17 protein-coding genes and 1 riboswitch are annotated in these 18620 nt (G+C 64.4%); of the genes, 12 read left to right on the plus strand and 5 right to left on the minus strand.

Features of this window, described 5'->3' with window-relative positions; translation table 11 throughout:
* Window positions 1-59 precede the first annotated feature (59 nt).
* The 3 genes from BM275_RS10395 to BM275_RS10405 are packed head-to-tail and all read right to left on the minus strand — an operon-like array spanning window position 60 to window position 2434.
* Window positions 60-869 carry an aldo/keto reductase gene (locus BM275_RS10395; RefSeq protein ID WP_090521027.1) on the minus strand — a complete coding sequence of 270 codons (810 nt, stop codon included), beginning with the start codon at window positions 867-869 and terminating at the stop codon, window positions 60-62.
* Entirely contained in the window at window positions 866-2041 is a 1176-nt protein-coding gene (locus BM275_RS10400; protein WP_090521029.1) for an NAD(P)/FAD-dependent oxidoreductase, read from the minus strand. Before BM275_RS10400 ends, BM275_RS10395 begins: the two co-directional genes overlap by 4 nt.
* 60 nt (window positions 2042-2101) lie before the next feature.
* A complete protein-coding gene (locus BM275_RS10405) occupies window positions 2102-2434 on the minus strand; it encodes a DMT family transporter (protein WP_046617622.1) in 333 nt (110 codons plus the stop codon).
* 119 nt (window positions 2435-2553) lie between these two features.
* Between BM275_RS10405 and waaA the strand changes: the two genes are divergently transcribed.
* Entirely contained in the window at window positions 2554-3822 is a 1269-nt protein-coding gene (gene waaA, locus BM275_RS10410) for a lipid IV(A) 3-deoxy-D-manno-octulosonic acid transferase (protein WP_090521032.1), read from the plus strand.
* Window positions 3823-3996: 174 nt separating this feature from the next.
* Here waaA and BM275_RS10415 read toward each other — a convergent pair whose 3' ends face one another.
* Entirely contained in the window at window positions 3997-5451 is a 1455-nt protein-coding gene (locus BM275_RS10415; protein WP_090521036.1) for a TolC family outer membrane protein, read from the minus strand.
* Between the two features lie 175 nt (window positions 5452-5626).
* A riboswitch (TPP riboswitch) is annotated at window positions 5627-5733 on the plus strand.
* Window positions 5734-5833: 100 nt separating this feature from the next.
* On the opposite strand from BM275_RS10415, the gene thiC reads away from it, so the two are divergent.
* Complete coding sequence (thiC, locus tag BM275_RS10420) at window positions 5834-7714, plus strand: phosphomethylpyrimidine synthase ThiC (RefSeq protein WP_090521038.1); 1881 nt, start codon at window positions 5834-5836, stop codon at window positions 7712-7714.
* A gap of 71 nt (window positions 7715-7785) precedes the next feature.
* Here the strand turns inward: thiC and BM275_RS10425 are convergent, their stop codons facing one another.
* A complete protein-coding gene (locus BM275_RS10425; protein WP_090521040.1) occupies window positions 7786-8523 on the minus strand; it encodes an RsiV family protein in 738 nt (245 codons plus the stop codon).
* Window positions 8524-8739: 216 nt separating this feature from the next.
* Between BM275_RS10425 and BM275_RS10430 the strand changes: the two genes are divergently transcribed.
* From BM275_RS10430 to BM275_RS10475, 10 genes are all read left to right on the plus strand, one after another.
* Complete coding sequence (locus BM275_RS10430) at window positions 8740-9357, plus strand: NUDIX domain-containing protein (RefSeq protein ID WP_090521042.1); 618 nt, start codon at window positions 8740-8742, stop codon at window positions 9355-9357.
* Window positions 9354-9800 (plus strand): DUF1249 domain-containing protein, encoded by a 447-nt coding sequence (locus BM275_RS10435; protein WP_003301652.1) that lies wholly within the window; start codon window positions 9354-9356, stop codon window positions 9798-9800. Before BM275_RS10430 ends, BM275_RS10435 begins: the two co-directional genes overlap by 4 nt.
* A 152-nt stretch (window positions 9801-9952) precedes the next feature.
* The gene (gene cpdA, locus BM275_RS10440; protein ID WP_090521044.1) at window positions 9953-10765 is read left to right on the plus strand and encodes a 3',5'-cyclic-AMP phosphodiesterase; all 813 of its coding nucleotides are present in this window, start codon (window positions 9953-9955) and stop codon (window positions 10763-10765) included.
* Window positions 10766-10902: 137 nt separating this feature from the next.
* Window positions 10903-11508 (plus strand): YqiA/YcfP family alpha/beta fold hydrolase, encoded by a 606-nt coding sequence (locus tag BM275_RS10445; protein WP_041015874.1) that lies wholly within the window; start codon window positions 10903-10905, stop codon window positions 11506-11508.
* A 153-nt stretch (window positions 11509-11661) separates the two neighbouring features.
* Window positions 11662-13548 carry a DNA topoisomerase IV subunit B gene (gene parE / locus BM275_RS10450; RefSeq protein ID WP_090521046.1) on the plus strand — a complete coding sequence of 629 codons (1887 nt, stop codon included), beginning with the start codon at window positions 11662-11664 and terminating at the stop codon, window positions 13546-13548.
* Window positions 13545-14528 carry an esterase-like activity of phytase family protein gene (locus tag BM275_RS10455; protein ID WP_090521048.1) on the plus strand — a complete coding sequence of 328 codons (984 nt, stop codon included), beginning with the start codon at window positions 13545-13547 and terminating at the stop codon, window positions 14526-14528. Before parE ends, BM275_RS10455 begins: the two co-directional genes overlap by 4 nt.
* The gene (locus BM275_RS10460; protein ID WP_090521050.1) at window positions 14525-15058 is read left to right on the plus strand and encodes a retropepsin-like aspartic protease family protein; all 534 of its coding nucleotides are present in this window, start codon (window positions 14525-14527) and stop codon (window positions 15056-15058) included. The genes BM275_RS10455 and BM275_RS10460 overlap by 4 nt, the downstream gene beginning before the upstream one ends.
* Complete coding sequence (locus BM275_RS10465; RefSeq protein ID WP_031297512.1) at window positions 15055-15438, plus strand: bleomycin resistance protein; 384 nt, start codon at window positions 15055-15057, stop codon at window positions 15436-15438. The genes BM275_RS10460 and BM275_RS10465 overlap by 4 nt, the downstream gene beginning before the upstream one ends.
* Window positions 15438-17690 (plus strand): DNA topoisomerase IV subunit A, encoded by a 2253-nt coding sequence (parC, locus tag BM275_RS10470; protein ID WP_045667037.1) that lies wholly within the window; start codon window positions 15438-15440, stop codon window positions 17688-17690. Before BM275_RS10465 ends, parC begins: the two co-directional genes overlap by 1 nt.
* Window positions 17691-17873: 183 nt before the next feature.
* Window positions 17874-18581, plus strand: a complete 708-nt coding sequence (locus tag BM275_RS10475; protein WP_090521052.1) for a PqiC family protein — start codon at window positions 17874-17876, stop codon at window positions 18579-18581.
* The last annotated feature ends 39 nt before the right edge of the window (window positions 18582-18620 follow it).

Raw genomic sequence — 18620 nt, forward strand, 5'->3', positions numbered from 1 at the left:
GCGCGGCATCAGCGTAATGCGCTTCCGCGTAGCGGATGAACGTTGCCGCCAGGACCGTTTCAGTTGCCGGTCAGAACAGCAGCAGCAGTCCGTACGTTAGCCGTCAAATGCTGCGGATTGATAGTGCCGATGATCGCGCCACTGACCCCGGGGTGGCCGAACAGCAACTCGAAGCTTCGGCGCACCGGGTCTTCACCTGGCTTGAGGCAGGCGTGGCCGCTGGCAAGCGCCTTCTTGATCAGAATGCCCTTGCCGTGGGCTGCAGCGTAGTCGAGCACTGGTCGCTCGGCCTGCTCGTTGAGGTTGTAGGTGACCATCGCGCAGTCGCCCTGTTGCAGCGCCAGCAGTCCGCCGTCCACGGTCTTGCCGGAGAGGCCGTAGCCGAGAATCTTGCCCTCGCGCTTGAGCTCGGCGAGGGTCTGGTAGACCTCGGCGTGCTGCAGGATGTCCAGATCGTTGCCATCGGAATGCACCAGCACCAGTTCGATGCGATCGGTGCGCAGACGCTTGAGGCTACGTTCGACCGAAAAGCGTGTGTGCGCGGCGGAAAAGTCGAAGCGCGACTGGCCGTTCTCGAACTCCTCTCCGACCTTGCTGACGATCACCCACTCATCGCGCCGGTCGGCGAGCAGAGGGCCCAGCCGCTCTTCGCTGACGCCGTAGGCCGGGGCGGTATCGATCAGGTTGATGCCCAGATCGCGGGCCAGAGCCAGCAGCTGGCGAGCCTGGGCATCGTCGGGAATGGCGAAACCGCTGGGATATTTCACGCCCTGGTCACGTCCGAGCTTCACCGTGCCCAGACCCAGCGGCGAGATGTTCAGGCCAATGCTGCCCAGCGGGCGGTGCAACTCATGCAGTGTTGCGTTCATGGCAGCAGCCCTTCCCAGAACGGCCCGGTCAACGGTGGTCGCGGCAGTTCCGGTAGCGCAGGATGCTGGCCGGGGCGAATGCCGTCGCGGGCGAGAGCGGCTTCGACGCGGTCGGAAAAGTCCGGTGACAGCGCCAGCTTGGTCGGCCAGCCGACCAGCAGGCGGCCCTGCTCGGCGAGAAAGGCATTGTCCGGACGGGCGAGGGCCGATTGCGCCGGCTCGGCGCGGTCGATGCGTAGTGTGGCCCAGTGCGCTGCGGACAGGTCGATCCAGGGTACCAGCTCGGCCAGTTCCTTCTTCGCCGCGGCGATCTGGCTGGCTTCGTCGCGCGCCACGCCATCGGCTTCGGCCAGATCGCCGCCCAGGTACCAGACCCACTCGCCGTCTGCCGCCGGATGGCTGGTCACGGTGATTCGCGGTTTGGTGCCGCCGCCCAGACAATGGGCATAGAGCGGCTTGAGCGTCGGCGCCTTGACGATGACCATGTGCAGCGGACGGCGCTGCATGGCCGGTTGCTGCAGGCCGAGCGTCGTGAGCAGCTCGGCCGTCCCGCCACCGGCACTGAAGACGATGCGCTGAGCGCGGATCTCGCGGCCGTCGACGCGCAGACCGACCAGCTCGTCGCCATCGAGCAGCGGTTCGACCTGCTGGCCGGCGAGCAGGCTGTCGCCGGCCAGCTCGGCCAGGCGGGCGATCAGACTGGGCACATCGAGCACCAGTTCGCTGAGGCGGTAGACCTTGCCTTTGAATTTCGGGTGTTGCAGAGCGGGTGGCAGTTCGTCGCCCTTGACCTGACCAACCCGCGAGCGCACTGCCTTGCTGGCGAAGAAGCTGGTGAGATTGCCGGCCAGCGTGCCGGGCGACCAGAGGTAATGCGCATCGGACAGCAGGCGCACGCCGCTGAGATCCAGCTCGCCCTTGCCTGCAAGAGCCTCGCGCCAGCGCCGTGGCATGTCGGCGATGGCTTCGGATGCGCCGGTGAGGGCGCCGCTCAAGGCGTATTTGGTACCGCCATGAATGATGCCCTGGGACTTCACGCTCTGCCCGCCACCCAGCGTTCCCTTGTCCACCAGCAACGTGGCAAAACCTTGCCTGCGCAGGCGCGCGTTGAGCCAGAGGCCGGCGACGCCGCCGCCAACGATCAGGACATCGGTGCTGAGGGATTCAGGCATGTGCAGGCCTCATACGGGGAAACGGACGCGCAGTATAACTGCATGCAGTTCGCGGGGTGCTCAGTGGCCGGTGCTGCCGGAGAACAGCTGAATGACCACCACGCCAGCGATGATCAGGGCCATACCGAGCACTGCCGGCAGGTCCAGGTGCTGGCGATAGATCAGCGCCGCAGCGATGCTGACCAGCACGATGCCCAGGCCCGCCCAGATGGCGTAGGCGATCCCCACCGGAATGGTCTTCACCACCAGCGCCAGCATCCAGAAGGACAGGCTATAGCCACAAATCACCAGCAACAGGGGCAGCGGGCGGCTGAAGCCGGCCAGGGCTTTCATCGAGGTGGTGGCGATCACTTCGGCGCAGATGGCGATGGCCAGGTAAACGTAACCGGACATGGGAAATCCTGATCGTGGGCTGGAGGAGGTCAACTTCGTTCGGTCGCGTCCTCGTCAACTAGTTCGCCAGCCGTGGCGATTGTGGCTCGCCGGCAGGCGGCTTGCTAAGCTCCGCGCCCATGAATCGCACCCTCTATACCCTGCTGTTCCACCTCGGCCTGCCGCTGGTATTTCTGCGCCTGCTCTGGCGCGCCTGGCGCGCGCCGGCCTACTCCCGTCGTATCGGCGAACGTTTCGCCTTTGGTTTGCCGCCGCTTCGTCCGGGTGGCATCTGGGTGCATGCGGTGTCGGTCGGCGAGAGCATCGCCGCGGCGCCGATGGTCCGCGAACTGATGGCGCGCTATCCGCATCTGCCGATCACCGTCACCTGCATGACCCCGACCGGCTCGGAGCGCATCCAGGCACTGTTCGGCGACAGCGTGCAGCACTGCTATCTGCCCTATGACCTGCCCTGGGCGGCGGCGCGCTTTCTTGAGCGCGTGCGACCGAAGCTGGCGGTGGTGATGGAAACCGAACTCTGGCCCAACCATATCCATCAGTGTGCACGCCGCGACATTCCGGTAGCGCTGGCCAATGCGCGCTTGTCCGAGCGCTCGGCTCGCGGCTACGCGCGCTTCGCCCGTCTGACCGCGCCGATGCTGGCCGAGCTGAGCCTGATTGCCGTGCAGACCGAGGCTGAAGCCGAACGTTTTCGCCAGCTCGGTGCGCGCGATGAGTGCGTCGAGGTGACCGGCTCGATCAAGTTCGACCTGACCATCGACCCGGCACTGCTGGCGCGGGCGACCGATTTGCGCCGCCAATGGGCGGCGCTGGAGCGGCCTTTGTGGATCGCCGCCAGTACTCACGCTGGCGAGGACGAGATCATGCTCGCTGCTCATCGCCAGCTGCTTGGCGAACACCCGCAGGCGCTGCTGATCCTGGTGCCCAGACACCCGGAGCGCTTCGCCTCGGTGTACGAGTCGGCGGTCAGGGACGGGTTTGTCGCCGTGCGGCGCTCGACGGGGGAAGTGGTCGACGCCGGCACCCAGGTGCTGGTCGGCGACACCATGGGCGAGCTGCTGTTTCTCTATGCGCTGGCGGATGTCGCCTTCGTTGGCGGCAGCCTAGTGCCCAACGGTGGGCACAACCTTCTAGAGCCCGCCGCGCTGGGCAAGCCGGTGCTCAGCGGCCCGCACCTATTCAACTTTCTCGAAATCTCCGCGCAACTGCGCGATGCCGGCGCCCTGCGCGAAGTGCAGGATGCCGTGCAACTGGCGCAAGCGGTCAGCGAACTCTGGGGCGATCCAAGCGGAGCTCAGGCGATGCGCGATGCCGGTCTCGGCGTGCTCAAGGCCAATCAGGGGGCTCTGGAGCGGTTGCTGGCGGGGTTGGGGCGGCTGCTCGGGTAATTAGCCGGGCGGATTCGGCGTCAGGTGGCCATGTTCGGCGCTGGATGCTTTTGTCGTTTTCCCGCCCCGGGCCGGGCAACTCAACACTAGAGTTGTCAGCCGCTGGGTGCTCGCACAAGTGCATGACGGTATCGCTAGGCTACCCGGCCGGTCATGCACCTGTTTTTCCGTCACTCAGTAATCGATCCGCACCGGCTGGCCGATGGTTTGCGGCAGATCCGGTGGCAGGAAGTCGGTGTCCGGGTTGTAGTCGGGCTTCAGGTAGGCCGCCAGCTGCTGCAGATCGTCCGGATTGAGCGTGCCGGCGGCCTGTTTCAGGCGCAGGTTGTCGAGGATGTAGTCGTAGCGGGCGTTGTTGTAGTCCCGCACGGCGCCATACAGGCGGCGCTGGGTGTCGAGTACGTCGACGATGTTGCGTGTGCCGACCTGATAGCCGATCTCAGTGGCTTCCAGCGCACTCTGGTTGGAGATGATCGACTGCCGGCGGGCCTGGACCTGTTCGATATCGGTGTTCACCGCGCGGTGCAGGTTGCGTGTGGCTTCCACCACCTGGCGGCGCAGGCTTTCGCGCTGCTGCTCGCTCTGACTCAACTGGTAATAGGCCTCGCGGCTCTGCGAGGTGGTCAGGCCGCCGCTGTAGAGCGGGATGTTCAGCTGCAGGCCGATGCTGCGCTGCTCGACGTCACCGGTGTAGCGTGGCATGTCGAAGCCCGGGATGCTCTGGCTGTTGCTGAAGCCCAGCGCATCGTTGTCGCCCTTGCGATAGGACGCCACAGCATCGAGCGTCGGTGCATGGCCGGAGCGGCGCTGGCGCAGGGTTTCTTCCGCTGCGGTCACCGCGTAATTGACCGCCAGCAGGTTGAGGTTCTGCCGTGTTGCGGTATCGACCCACGCCTTGGCCTCGTTCGGCACCGGGGCCAGCACCGGCAGGGTGTGGCGGATGCCTTCGAGGGCGATGTATTCGCGGTTGGTCAGTGTGTACAACGCCTGGAAGGCGTCCTCGACCTGGCGCTGTGCGATGGAGCGGTTGGCCCGGGCGGTATCGAAGCCGGCCTGGGCTTCGAGCACGTCGGTCTTGTCCGACAGGCCGACCTCGAAGCGCTCGTTGGCCTGGTCGAGCTGGCGCTTGAATGCAGCCTCCTCGGCCTTCACTGCCGCCAGGTTGTCTTGTGCGCGCAGCACGGCGAAGTAGGCCTGGGCGCTCTGCAGGATCAGGTCCTGTTCGGTGATGGAGTATTCGATTGCGGCCTGCTCGCTCACGGCTTCCGCGGCCTTGAGCTGGAACCAGCGATCGGCACGGAAGATCGGCTGGCTCAGCGTTGCCTGGTAGACGGTACCGCTGCGCGACAGCGAGGTGGAGCCCCTGCTGGTATCGACGTCCGTTTCGGTATCGCTCAGCTCGGCGCCGGCGCTGAGGTTGGGCAGCAGCCCGGCCCGCGCCTGCGGCACGATTTCCTGGCGTGCGCGAAACTGCGCACGCGCTGCAGCCAGATCGGCGTTGTTGTTGACGGCTTGCTGATAGACGCTGACCAGATCGGTCTTGCTGGCGAGCGGGACGGTTTGCTGTGCCCAGGCTGCTCCGGCGGTGAGGGAAGCCACGGCGAGAGCCAGGGGGAGTCTGCGCAGCATGTTGGGTCCATCCTGAATAGAGCTGAGGGGCAAGGCTAAGCGGCGGCTGACGGGGGGTCAAGGCGCGTGTGCGAGGCAATGTCAGATGCCGGTTGCGGCCGGCCGGAATGACCGAGCGGTCGACTAGTTTCGCCCTTGGCATGGCGTTCGTACTGGGTCTTGATTAGACTCGATAGCGTTCTTGTCGGGGTGCCTTGAAGCGAAGGCTGAGATCGGAAAGTTCCGGATCCCGTTGAACCTGATCAGGTTAAGGCCTGCGTAGGGAACAAGATGTGCTCGCCAGTCGTTCGGCCAGCTCTCTCAGCGCCAGTTCCGGCGCACCCGATGCCCTTGCCATCCGTGTTTTCAGGTTCGCTCCGACAATTCTCTAGGAGCCAGCCTGATGCGTGTAGAACAACAGAACCTGAGTGAATCCGCCCAGGTCGACCAGCAGTCGATCCAACCCTTCCCGCGTTCGCAGAAAATCTATGTGCAGGGTTCGCGTCCAGATATCCGCGTACCGATGCGCGAGATCAGCCTGGACGTGACGCCCACGGACTTCGGCGGCGAGATCAACGCGCCGGTTACCGTCTACGACACCTCCGGCCCCTATACCGATCCGAACGTGCAGATCGACGTACGCAAGGGCCTGGCCGATGTGCGCAGTGCCTGGATCGAGGAGCGCGGCGATACCGAGAAGCTGCCGGGGTTGACCTCCGAGTTCGGCCAGCGTCGCCTGAACGACGCCGAGCTGACCGCCATGCGTTTTGCCCATGTACGCCATCCGCGGCGGGCCAAGGCCGGGCATAACGTCAGCCAGATGCACTATGCGCGCAAGGGCATCATCACGCCCGAGATGGAATACGTTGCCATCCGCGAGAACATGAAACTGACCGAAGCTCGAGAGGCTGGGTTGCTCAAGGATCAGCACGCCGGGCATAGCTTCGGCGCCTCGATCCCCAAGGAGATCACGCCGGAATTCGTGCGTGACGAAGTAGCCCGCGGACGCGCGATCATCCCTGCCAACATCAACCACACCGAGCTCGAGCCGATGATCATCGGCCGCAACTTCCTGGTGAAGATCAACGGCAACATCGGCAACTCGGCTCTGGGCTCCTCGATCGAAGAGGAAGTGGCCAAGCTGACCTGGGGCATCCGCTGGGGTTCGGACACGGTGATGGACCTGTCCACCGGCAAGCACATCCACGAAACCCGCGAATGGATCATCCGCAACTCGCCCGTGCCGATCGGCACCGTGCCCATTTATCAGGCGCTGGAGAAGGTCAACGGCGTGGCCGAGGACCTGACCTGGGAGCTGTTCCGCGACACGCTGATCGAGCAGGCTGAACAGGGCGTGGACTACTTCACCATCCACGCCGGGGTGCGGCTGCGCTACGTGCCGCTGACGGCCAAGCGCGTGACCGGCATCGTCTCGCGCGGCGGTTCGATCATGGCCAAGTGGTGCCTGGCGCATCACCAGGAAAACTTCCTCTACACCCACTTCGAAGACATCTGCGAAATCATGAAGGCCTATGACGTCAGCTTCTCGCTGGGCGACGGCCTGCGTCCGGGTTCCATTGCAGACGCCAACGACGCTGCACAGTTCGGTGAGCTGGAAACCCTTGGTGAGCTGACCAAGATCGCCTGGAAACACGATGTGCAGTGCATGATCGAAGGCCCGGGTCACGTGCCGATGCACATGATCAAGGAGAACATGGACAAGCAGCTGGAATGCTGCGACGAGGCGCCGTTCTACACCCTGGGCCCGCTGACCACCGACATCGCACCGGGTTACGACCACATCACCAGTGGCATCGGTGCGGCGATGATCGGCTGGTTTGGCTGCGCCATGCTCTGCTACGTCACGCCGAAGGAGCACCTTGGTCTGCCGAACAAGGATGACGTCAAGACCGGCATCATCACCTACAAGATCGCCGCCCATGCTGCTGATCTCGCAAAAGGTCACCCGGGCGCACAGATCCGTGACAATGCGTTGTCCAAGGCGCGCTTCGAGTTCCGTTGGGAAGACCAGTTCAACCTCGGCCTCGATCCGGACACCGCGCGTGCCTTCCACGACGAGACGCTGCCGAAGGAATCGGCCAAGGTGGCGCACTTCTGCTCCATGTGCGGGCCGAAGTTCTGCTCGATGAAGATTACCCAGGAAGTGCGCGAATACGCCGCTGAGCACGGCCTGACCGACGAGCAGAAGGCCATCGAGGCGGGCTTCGCCGAGCAGTCCTCGCGTTTCAAGGACGAAGGCTCGGTGATCTACAAGCAGGTGTGACCGGCGAGGTGTGATCGACTGGCTGTAGACGACTCGAAGCGGGTCGGCATATACCGGCCCGCTTCGTATCCTCAGAGATATTCCGGCTTCAGAATGCCTTCCAGCTGTTCATGGGGGATGAACAGTTCAGGGTGCCCGCTCGAGTACGGCGCAATGCTGTACACGTCGTACTTGAGCAACACGCTGTCTTTCAGCAGCGCGATGTTTTCTGTCTGCTGGAAGGGCCAGAAGCCGGTGAACTCGGCGTCCGGGGCGTGGCCGTTCTCCACCAGCCAGCGTTGATGGGCCTGGCGCGCAACGCGCCAGAAACTGCCCTCCTGCCCGGGGATCAGCAGGTCCTCGAGACGTAATTCCCGATCGGCCTCTCGGTCGTAGTTGATGAAGCCGCGACCGGGCATACCGTGGGCGCCACCGACATACAGATAGCTGGACAGCTCGACGACCAGGATGTCGCGGTGCTGCTCGCGCAGCTTGGCCTGCAGGTAGCTGCTCCAGCCCGGCTCGGCAGTGCGTAGAAACTGCTGCTGATAACCCTTGAGCGAATCCGGCAGGCGATCATCCGGACCATTGATGGTCATCCGGCGCAGGCGCGCGTCGATCAGGTTGTTCAGTTCGGATTCGTCGGTGAAGGTCAGGGTGTCGATGTTCACCAGTGGGCAGTCTTCGCCCTGGCAGCCCTGCGGGCGTTGCTCGGTGAGGTTCTGGCGCACCTCCACCGGGCGTTCGGAGGCGAGGTGCTGACAGCCGCTCAGCAGCACGACAAGGCTGCTCAGGAGGATCAGAGTGCGGATGGAGGCGGTTCGATTCATGGTTGGTCCAGGCATGGCAGTGCGCTTTCGATTGCCGAAGACACCTGAAGTTCGTGCGGCGCTGCAGGTGGAGCTTTCTTCGGCTACGGTGGTCTGCAAAGGGCTGCGCCAGCGACGATGCCGCGTTAGGATGGCGACGAAGCCGCTCACGTTGTGACGGTTGCAGTCGCCCGCCGTCACGTAAGGCGCGGTTCAAACCGATATGAGTAGTACCCGATGAGCGAGACCTTCAAGCCCGGACCGGATGATGTCCAGATCCTCCGACGAGAGCAATGCTTCAGCGGTTTTTACCGGCTGGAACGCCTGCACCTGCGTCATCGCCAGTTCAGCGGCGCCATGGGCGCGGAGTTGAGTCGCGAGCTGTTCGTGCGGCATGACGCCGTGTGCGTGCTGCCCTACGATCCGCAGCGCGATCAGGTGGTGCTTATCGAGCAGTTCCGCGTGGGTGCGCTGGGCAAGGTTGAGAACCCCTGGCTGATCGAACTGGTGGCGGGGCTGATCGACAAGGACGAGTCACCTGACGCGGTGGCCCGGCGCGAGGCGGTCGAAGAAGCCGGGCTGGAGCTGGGCGAGCTGTGGCCGATCACCCGGTACTTCCCGTCCCCGGGCGGCAGCGATGAACAGGTGCATCTCTACATCGGTCGCTGCGACAGCGAAGGCGCACAAGGCGTCTTCGGTCTGGCCGAGGAAGGCGAGGATATCCGCGTGCATGTCTGGCCGCTGCAGCAGGCACTCCGCGCGGTCAACGAGGGTCGTATCAACAACGCGGCCAGCATCATTGCACTGCAGTGGCTGGCCTTGAATCGAGAGCAGGTGCGGGGGGCGTGGACATGAGAAAGACGCGCGAGCGATACCGAGTCGACCTGCTCGAGCTGCAGTCGGCCTGCGAGGCCAATTACCTGCGCCTGATGCGCCTGCTGCCGGGCATGCGTAACGGTTGCGACGCGCGCCGCATCGCCATCAGTCAGGGCGACATGTTGCTCGGTGTGCTGGTGCTCGAGGTGCTGGAGAGCTGCCCTTACACCACGACCTTGCAGGTCAGTCAGGAGAATTGCCTGACCTGGTTGCCGGTGCCGAAGATGGAGGTGCGGGTGTACCACGATGCGCGCATGGCCGAAGTCATTCGCGCCGAGAATGCGCGACGTTTCCGCGGCATCTATCACTACCCCAACGCGCAGATGCACCAGCCGGACGAGAAGAACCAGCTCAATCTGTTCCTCGGCGAATGGCTGGGCCACTGTCTGGCCTGCGGGCACGAGCTGGAACCGGTGCTCTGACCCCTTGCGCCATGCCTTGATAGCCTGATACTGCGCTTGATCCGCCCTGGATGCGCAGCGCTATTCTGTGATCCAAGCCCACATCCCGAGGTTTACCCCCCTGCCGGGCACCTACCATAATTCCGTTGCGATTTAGCTCAAGGAGAAGGGCATTGCCTGGTGCGTCCCTGACTGTTGAAGATTCGGTTCTGCTGGTGCAGCTTACCGACAGCCATCTGTTTGCCGAAGCGGACGGCAAGCTGCTGGGCATGAATACCTGTGACAGCCTGGAGCAGGTGGTCGAGCTGGCCATCGACGAGCAGCCGCGCATCGACCTGATCCTTGCCACCGGCGACCTGTCGCAGGATGGCTCGGTAGCGTCCTACCAGCGGTTCCGCCGGCTTGCCGAGCGCATCGAAGCACCAGCGCGCTGGTGTCCGGGGAACCACGACGAGCTGGCAGCAATGCGTGAGGCCTGCCGTGGCAGTGCACTGATGGAACCGGTGCTGGAGATCGGCGGCTGGCGTGTGGTGATGCTCGATACGCTGGTGGCGGGCTCGGTGTTCGGCATGCTGCGCAACGATCAGCTGGAACTGCTCGAGCGCGCACTGAGTGAGGCGCCGGACCATCACCACCTGATCTGTCTGCACCATCATCCGGTGTCCATCGGCAGTCGCTGGATGGATACCATCGGGCTGCGCAATCCAGAAGCCCTGTTCGAGGTGCTCGATCGTCACCGCAACGTGCGTGCATTGCTCTGGGGCCATATCCACCAGGAGTTCGATCACTGGCGCAACGGTGTACGCCTGCTGGCGTCGCCATCGACCGGCGTGCAGTTCGCCCCGCAGAGCGAAGACTTTCAGGTCGACAGCGTGGCGCCGGGTTATCGCTGGCTGCGGCTATATGCCGATGGGCAGCTGGAGACGGGCGTTTCCCGAGTCAGCGGTATCGAGTTCGAGATCGACTACAGCGTCAAGGGCTACTAAGGCGGCTCTGCGCGCAGTGACACGCCCTGGCGGTACTTGCCAGCAGATACCCCGAGCCCACCCCATCATGCCGCCGGCCTGCTTGCAGACGGCGGCAAGTGCCTTGTAGCCTTGCGGTTTTCCTACGAACTGTATCCATGTCCAGCTATTCACCTTCGATTCTCTATATCCACGGTCTCAACAGCTCACCGGTCTCGCAGAAGGCCAGCCAGTTGTCCGCTGCGCTGGAGAAACTGGGCATGGCCGAACGCTTGCGGGTCCCCGCGCTGCACCATCATCCGCGTCAGGCCATCGCCCAACTCGAAGCATGCCTGGCGGAGCTCGGCCGGCCGTTGCTGGTCGGCAGCTCGCTTGGCGGCTACTATGCGACGCACCTCGCCGAGCGCCATGGCCTCAAGGCATTGCTCATCAATCCGGCCGTGACACCGCACCGCCGGTTCGACGGTTATCTTGGGCCGCAGACCAATCTGTATAGCGGGGAAGTCTGGGACCTCACCGACGATCATGTAACCGCCTTGGCGGAACTGGAAACCGCGCCACCACAGGATGCCGAGCGCTATCAGGTCTGGCTGCAGACGGGCGACGAGACGCTGGATTACCGTGACGCCGCGCAGTTCTATCGTGGCTGTGCACTGCGCATTCAGGCCGGTGGCGACCATGGCTTCCAGGGATTTGCCGAGCGTCTGCCGGCGCTGCTGGCCTTTGCCGGCTTCGAGCCGCAGGCATGGCTTGATCGGCTCTGAAGGGATGCTGATGCGCGGCGCAACGTTAGCGCGGCTGGTCGGCGGTCAGGGTGGTTTCGCGAACGCGGACCGGCCATTGCATTCCGGCGTTGCGCAGACTTTCGCTGCCCGCAAGGGCTGATTCATTCAGAACATAAGGACAGTGCCAGACAGATGTCTTATACCGCAGAAGCCATCGAGGTTCTTTCCGGCCTCGACCCGGTGCGCAAGCGCCCGGGCATGTACACCGATACCTCGCGGCCCAACCACCTGGCCCAGGAAGTCATCGACAACAGCGTCGACGAAGCCATCGCCGGCCATGCCCGCTCGGTTCAGGTGATCCTGCATCAAGACAATTCGCTGGAAGTGATCGACGACGGCCGTGGCATGCCGGTGGACATCCACCCGGAAGAGGGTGTGCCGGGCGTCGAGCTGATCCTCACCAAGCTTCACGCCGGCGGCAAGTTCTCCAACAAGAACTACCAGTTCTCCGGTGGTCTGCACGGGGTCGGCATCTCGGTAGTCAACGCCCTGTCGACGCGGGTCGAAGTAACCGTCAAGCGCGACGGCAGTGAGTACCGCATGAGCTTCGCCGATGGCTTCAAGGCCACTGACCTGGAAGTCATCGGCAGCGTCGGCAAGCGCAACACCGGTACCAGCGTGCGCTTCTGGGCCGATCCGAAATACTTCGATTCCCCCAAATTCTCCATCAGCCGCCTCAAGCATGTGCTCAAGGCGAAGGCCGTGCTCTGCCCGGGGCTGAGCGTCAGCTTCGAGGACAAGGGCAGCGGCGAGAAGGTCGAGTGGCACTACGAGGACGGCCTGCGTTCGTACCTGGTCGACTCGGTCAGCGATTATCTGCGCCTGCCCGACGAGCCCTTCGTCGGCACCCTGGCGGGCAACACCGAGGCGGTGGACTGGGCGCTGCTGTGGCTGCCGGAAGGTGGCGAGAGTGTCCAGGAGAGCTACGTCAACCTGATTCCAACGGCCCAGGGCGGCACCCATGTCAACGGTCTGCGCCAGGGCCTGCTGGACGCCATGCGCGAGTTCTGCGAATTCCGCAACCTGATGCCGCGCGGGCTGAAGCTGGCGCCGGAAGACATCTGGGAGCGCATCGCCTTCGTCCTCTCGATGAAGATGCAGGAGCCGCAGTTCTCCGGGCAGACCAAGGAGCGCCTGTCGTCCCGCGAGGCCGCGGCATTCGTCTCCGGTGTGGTCAAGGATGCCTTCAGCCTCTGGCTTAATGCCCACCCGGAGCTGGGCATGCAACTGGCCGAGCTGGCGATCAGCAACGCCGGGCGCCGCCTCAAGGCCGGCAAGAAGGTCGAACGCAAGAAGATCACCCAGGGCCCGGCGCTGCCGGGCAAGCTGGCCGACTGCGCCGGGCAGGACCCGATGCGCGCCGAGCTGTTCCTGGTCGAGGGTGACTCGGCCGGCGGCTCGGCCAAGCAGGCGCGGGACAAGGAGTTCCAGGCGATCATGCCGCTGCGCGGCAAGATCCTGAACACCTGGGAAGTCGACGGCGGCGAAGTACTGGCCAGCCAGGAAGTCCACGACATCGCCGTCGCCATCGGCGTCGATCCGGGCGCGGCCGATCTGGGCCAGCTGCGTTACGGCAAGATCTGCATCCTCGCCGACGCCGACTCAGACGGCCTGCACATCGCCACGTTGCTCTGCGCCCTGTTCGTTCAGCATTTCCGCCCTCTGGTCGAGGCCGGCCATGTCTATGTCGCCATGCCGCCGCTGTATCGCATCGATCTGGGCAAGGACATCTTCTACGCGCTGGACGAGGCCGAGCGCGACGGCATCCTCGAGCGTCTGGTTGCTGAAAAGCGCCGTGGAAAACCTCAGGTCACCCGATTCAAGGGCCTCGGTGAGATGAATCCGCCGCAACTGCGCGAGACCACCATGGACCCCAACACGCGTCGACTGGTACAGCTGACCCTGGATGATTTCGAGGGCACCCGCGAGATCATGGACATGCTGCTGGCCAAGAAGCGCGCCGGCGACCGCAAGAGCTGGCTCGAGTCCAAGGGCAATCTGGCCGAGGTGCTGGTTTGATCCGCCGTTGGCTGGCGTTGCTGAGTCTGGCTTCGGCACCGCTCTGGGCCAGCGAGGCGGCGCCCGAACTGAAATTGCTCGGCGAGCACCCGGTGGCCGGAATAGCCGGTGGCAACCTGTCCGGAATGGCCTGGTGCGGCGATGCCTTGTGGGCCGTTTCCGATCGCGAGGACGACGTTCTCTATCGTCTGGATACCAGCGTCTCGCCCTGGCAGGCGGAGCCCGAGCGTTTCGAGGCGGGCCCGCCGCCGGACAGCGGCTTGCCCTGGGGCATGCGCATGCGCGCCTGGGTCAGTGGCCAGGTGCGGGGTGGTCAGCTGGATTTCGAAGGTCTGAGTTGTGACAGCCTGGGCAACCGCTACGTGGTCAGTGAGGCCCATGCCGGCGTGCTGCGGGTCAGCCCGGCGGGTACGGCGGAATGGCTGCGCCTGCCCGATACGCTGGTACGACAGGCGCGGGCCAGCGGCATGCTCTGGCACTTCAACGCGCTGTTCGAAGGGATCGCCGTCGATCCGAAGGCCGAGCGCATGTGGCTTGCGGCCGAACGCGAGCGCCGCGGTCTTCTGGTGCTGCATCGTCAGCAGAGCAGCTGGCAGTGCACGGGCGGTTGCGTGCTGATGGCCGAGGGGGGCGATCAGCTGCCGCCCGCTGCGCTGGGCGATGCGCCGCTGCCAAAGAGCTTCTCGGCGGTGGCGTTCTTCGCCGACAAGCTTTTCGTACTGGAGCCCTCGGCCTACCGCGTCTGTCGTCGCAACCCGGCCACTGGAGTGGTCGAGCGCTGCTGGTCATTTGCCGAGGAAGCCTTGACCGAGGGGCGCCGTTACGCTGAGCCCTACGGTAATGCCGAGGCGTTATGGGTCGATGCCGAAGGTGTCTGGATCGGCGTCGACAACAACGGCAAGGCCCGTGGCGATGGCGAAAAGCGTCCGATCGTCTGGCGTTTTGCCGCGCCCGATGGCGGCTGGGGCGCGAAGCCGTGAGCCAGACCGCCGGGCGGCGTGCCGGGCGCGTGATGCTGGTGCTCGCCTGGGGCGTCGGACTGTTCCTGGCCACCCGCTTTTTCGCCGCTTGGGAGGAGGATCGGCTCAACCCCAATCGGCAGCCGGTTTCCCAGCTGCAGGGCGAGCAGATCGAAGTGCAGCTGGCCGGCAACGTGCAAGGCCATTTCGTTGCCAGTGGGCGGATCAATGGTGAGGCGGTCACCTTTCTGCTGGACACCGGTGCTACCGATGTCGCGGTGCCGGCCGAGCTGGCCGAACGGCTGAGGCTGGAGCGTGGCGCACCGGTGATGCTGCATACCGCCAACGGCCAGACCACCGGCTATCGCACCGTGCTGTCGAGCCTTGATCTGGGAGACATCCGCCTGCACGACGTGCGCGCTATCGTCGCTCCCGGCTTTCGCAGCGAACAGGTTCTGCTCGGTATGAGCGCACTGAAGCAGCTTGAATTCACCCAGCGCGCCGGCACCCTGGTGCTGCGCCAGCAACTACCTCAGGGGCAAGACCGATGAGGGCGCTCATACAGTCCACGGTGCCTGTCCTGGCTTCGTTGAATCTCGATGAAAGCCGCGGCTTCTACACGACCTATCTGGGTTTCCAGGTCGTGCTCCAGGCCACTGACTACCTGATCGTGGAGCGCGACGGTGCGCAGCTGCATTTCTGGCTTTGCACGGAGCGCCACGTTGCCGAGAACACCTCCTGCTACATACGTACCGGCGATTGCCAGGCGCTGTACCGGGAGTTCTGTCAGCGTGGCCTGGTCCTGGACGCGCCCGTTATGCAGCCCTGGGGCATGCAAGAACTTTATGTCATCGACGCCCACGGCAACTTGCTCAAGTTCGGCGAGCAACCAGCCGTGAGTCATCCATCCTTTGCTGAAGAAAACTGCTGATGAGCGAATCCCTCGACCTGAGCCTGGACGGCGTGGAGCGTCGCTCCCTCGCCGATTTCACCGAGCAGGCCTACCTCAACTACTCCATGTACGTGATCATGGATCGCGCACTGCCGCATATCGGCGACGGTTTGAAGCCGGTGCAGCGGCGCATCATCTATGCCATGAGCGAACTCGGCCTGGGCGCCGACGCCAAGCACAAGAAGTCCGCACGTACCGTCGGTGACGTGCTCGGCAAGTTTCATCCGCATGGCGACAGTGCCTGCTACGAAGCCATGGTGCTGATGGCGCAGCCGTTCAGCTATCGCTACACGCTGGTCGATGGTCAGGGCAACTGGGGCGCGCCGGATGATCCCAAGTCCTTCGCCGCCATGCGTTACACCGAGGCCCGGCTGTCGCGTTATTCCGAGGTGCTGCTCAGCGAGCTGGGGCAGGGTACGGTGGAGTGGGTGCCGAACTTCGATGGCACCCTCGACGAGCCGGCGACGCTACCGGCGCGCCTGCCCAACCTTTTGCTCAACGGCACCACCGGCATCGCCGTGGGCATGGCCACCGATGTGCCGCCGCACAACCTGCGTGAAGTGGCGAGCGCCTGCATACGTCTGCTCGACGAGCCGAGCGCCAGTGTCGAGCAGCTCTGCGAGCATGTGCTGGGGCCGGATTTCCCGACCGAGGCGGAGATCATCACGCCGCGTGCGGACCTGCTGAAGATCTATGAGACAGGTCGAGGTTCCGTTCGCATGCGGGCCGTCTACCGTGTCGAAGACGGCGACGTCGTGGTCACCGCGCTGCCGCACCAGGTGTCCGGCTCCAAGGTGCTCGAGCAGATCGCCGGGCAGATGCAGGCCAAGAAGTTGCCAATGGTCGCCGACCTGCGCGATGAGTCGGATCATGAGAACCCCTGTCGCATCGTCATCATCCCGCGCTCCAACCGGGTCGATGTCGAAGCGCTGATGCAGCACCTGTTCGCCACCACCGATCTGGAGTCCAGCTACCGGGTCAACACCAACGTGATCGGGCTCGATGGTCGCCCACAGGTGAAGAACCTGCGTACCCTGCTCAGCGAGTGGCTGACCTATCGCATAGGCACCGTGCGCCGTCGCCTGCAGTTCCGCCTGGACAAGGTCGAGAGGCGTCTGCACCTGTTGGAAGGCTTGCTGGTGGCCTTCCTAAATCTGGATGAAGTGATCCACATCATCCGTACCGAAGATCAGCCCAAGCCGGTGCTGATGGCGCGCTTCGAGCTCTCCGAGCTGCAGGCCGACTACATCCTCGACACCCGCCTGCGTCAGCTGGCGCGGCTGGAAGAGATGAAGATCCGCGGCGAGCAGGACGAGCTGGCCAAGGAGCGCGAGAAGCTGCTGGCGCTGCTGGGTAGTGAAACCAAGCTGAAGAAACTGGTGCGCAAGGAGCTGATTGAGGACGCGGAAACCTATGGCGACGATCGCCGCTCGCCGATCGTCGAGCGAGCCGAGGCGCGGGCGCTGTCGGAAAACGAGCTGCTGCCGTCCGAGCCGGTGACCGTGGTGATCTCCGATAAAGGCTGGGCGCGCTGCGCCAAGGGCCATGATGTCGATGCCAGCGGGCTGTCCTACAAGGCCGGAGATGGCTTCAAGGCAGCTGCGGCCGGGCGCTCGAATCAATATGCGGTGTTCATCGACTCCACTGGGCGCAGCTATTCGCTGGCGGCGCACTCGCTGCCTTCGGCGCGAGGCCAGGGCGAGCCGCTCACCGGCCGGCTGACGCCACCGCCGGGCGCGAGTTTCGAATGCGTGATGCTGCCCGATGATGAGGCGCTCTACGTGATCGCCTCGGACGCCGGCTACGGTTTCGTGGTCAAGGGCGAGGACCTGCAGGCCAAGAACAAGGCGGGCAAGGCGCTGCTCTCGCTGCCGAAAGGCGCCAAGGTCGTCGCGCCGCGGCCGCTGGCCAGTCGCGAGGAGGATTGGCTGGCTGCAGTGACGACCGAGGGCCGTCTACTGGTGTTCCCGGTGCGGGATCTGCCGCAGCTGGGCAAGGGCAAGGGCAACAAGATCATCGGCATCCCCGGCGAGCGGGTCGCGAGCCGCGAGGAGTATCTGGTCGATCTCGCCGTGTTGCCGACCGGTGCGACACTGGTGTTGCAGGCGGGCAAGCGCACGCTGTCGCTCAAGGCCGAGGATCTGGAGCACTACAAAGGCGAACGTGGCAGGCGCGGCAACAAGCTGCCACGAGGCTTCCAGCGCGTCGAAGGCTTGCTGGTCGAAGCATGACCAAACGTATTGGCGCTGGAATCGAAGGCCGCTTTCACGGAAGATAGCGGCCTTTCCAGCCTGCGGCATGTTGCCCGGTGCTTTCTTTCGCGTCGGCGGAGTCGATTGTCCGGCGAGACATATGCACGAGGCATTGGCGATCTGATGGTCGCGAGCGGCCTGAACTCTGGTGTTATGACGGTAATGAAGAATTTGCTGCGTGTTCCGACTGTTTTGTTGCTGGCCAGCATGGGGCTGACAGGCTGCATCGGCCTGCAGCCTGCACCAATGTACCGACTGGACAGCGGTACGACTGAAGTGCCTGAGCGAACCGATGGCGCCGCCGTGCTGCTGGCACCGGTGACGCTTGCCGATTATCTGCAGCGTGACGCCTTGCTTCAGCGTCTGGCTGACGGCAGCCTGGCCGTCGACGGTCAGCGCGCCCACTGGGCGGGCAGCCTGAAGGCCGACGTCGAGCAGGTGTTGCTGCGCCAGCTGGCCTGGCGTCTGGATACGCAGAGCCTGGTGCTTGGCCCGGCCGACGAAGGCTTTACGCCAGAAGTGCAGATCGAGCTGTCCATCACGCGCCTTGATTCCGGCCCCGAATTCCCGGCGGTACTCGAGGCGCAATGGCGTCTGCGCGACAAGGCGGGCAAGCATTTGGGCAGTCGACTGGTGCGCCTGCAGGAGGAGCACCAGGGCAGCGCGAGCGACCAGGTGCGGGCGCAGAGCGTTCTGCTGCAGCGGCTGAGCGAGATGGTCGCCGATGCGGTCGAACCTACCCTGGTAGCCAAGACCGCACCCAAGGCTGCCCCTGCCAAGCCACAGGTAAGCAAGTCTGCCGAGGCACCGGCACCGCGCATCCCGGCCGCCGAACCCATTCGTACGGATATGGAAGTGTTCCGCTTCTGACTCTGTCGCGGCTGCTGTTGCAGCCAGCGCATTGAAAAG

It is taken from the genome of Stutzerimonas kunmingensis (assembly GCF_900114065.1).
GTDB lineage: Bacteria > Pseudomonadota > Gammaproteobacteria > Pseudomonadales > Pseudomonadaceae > Stutzerimonas > Stutzerimonas kunmingensis.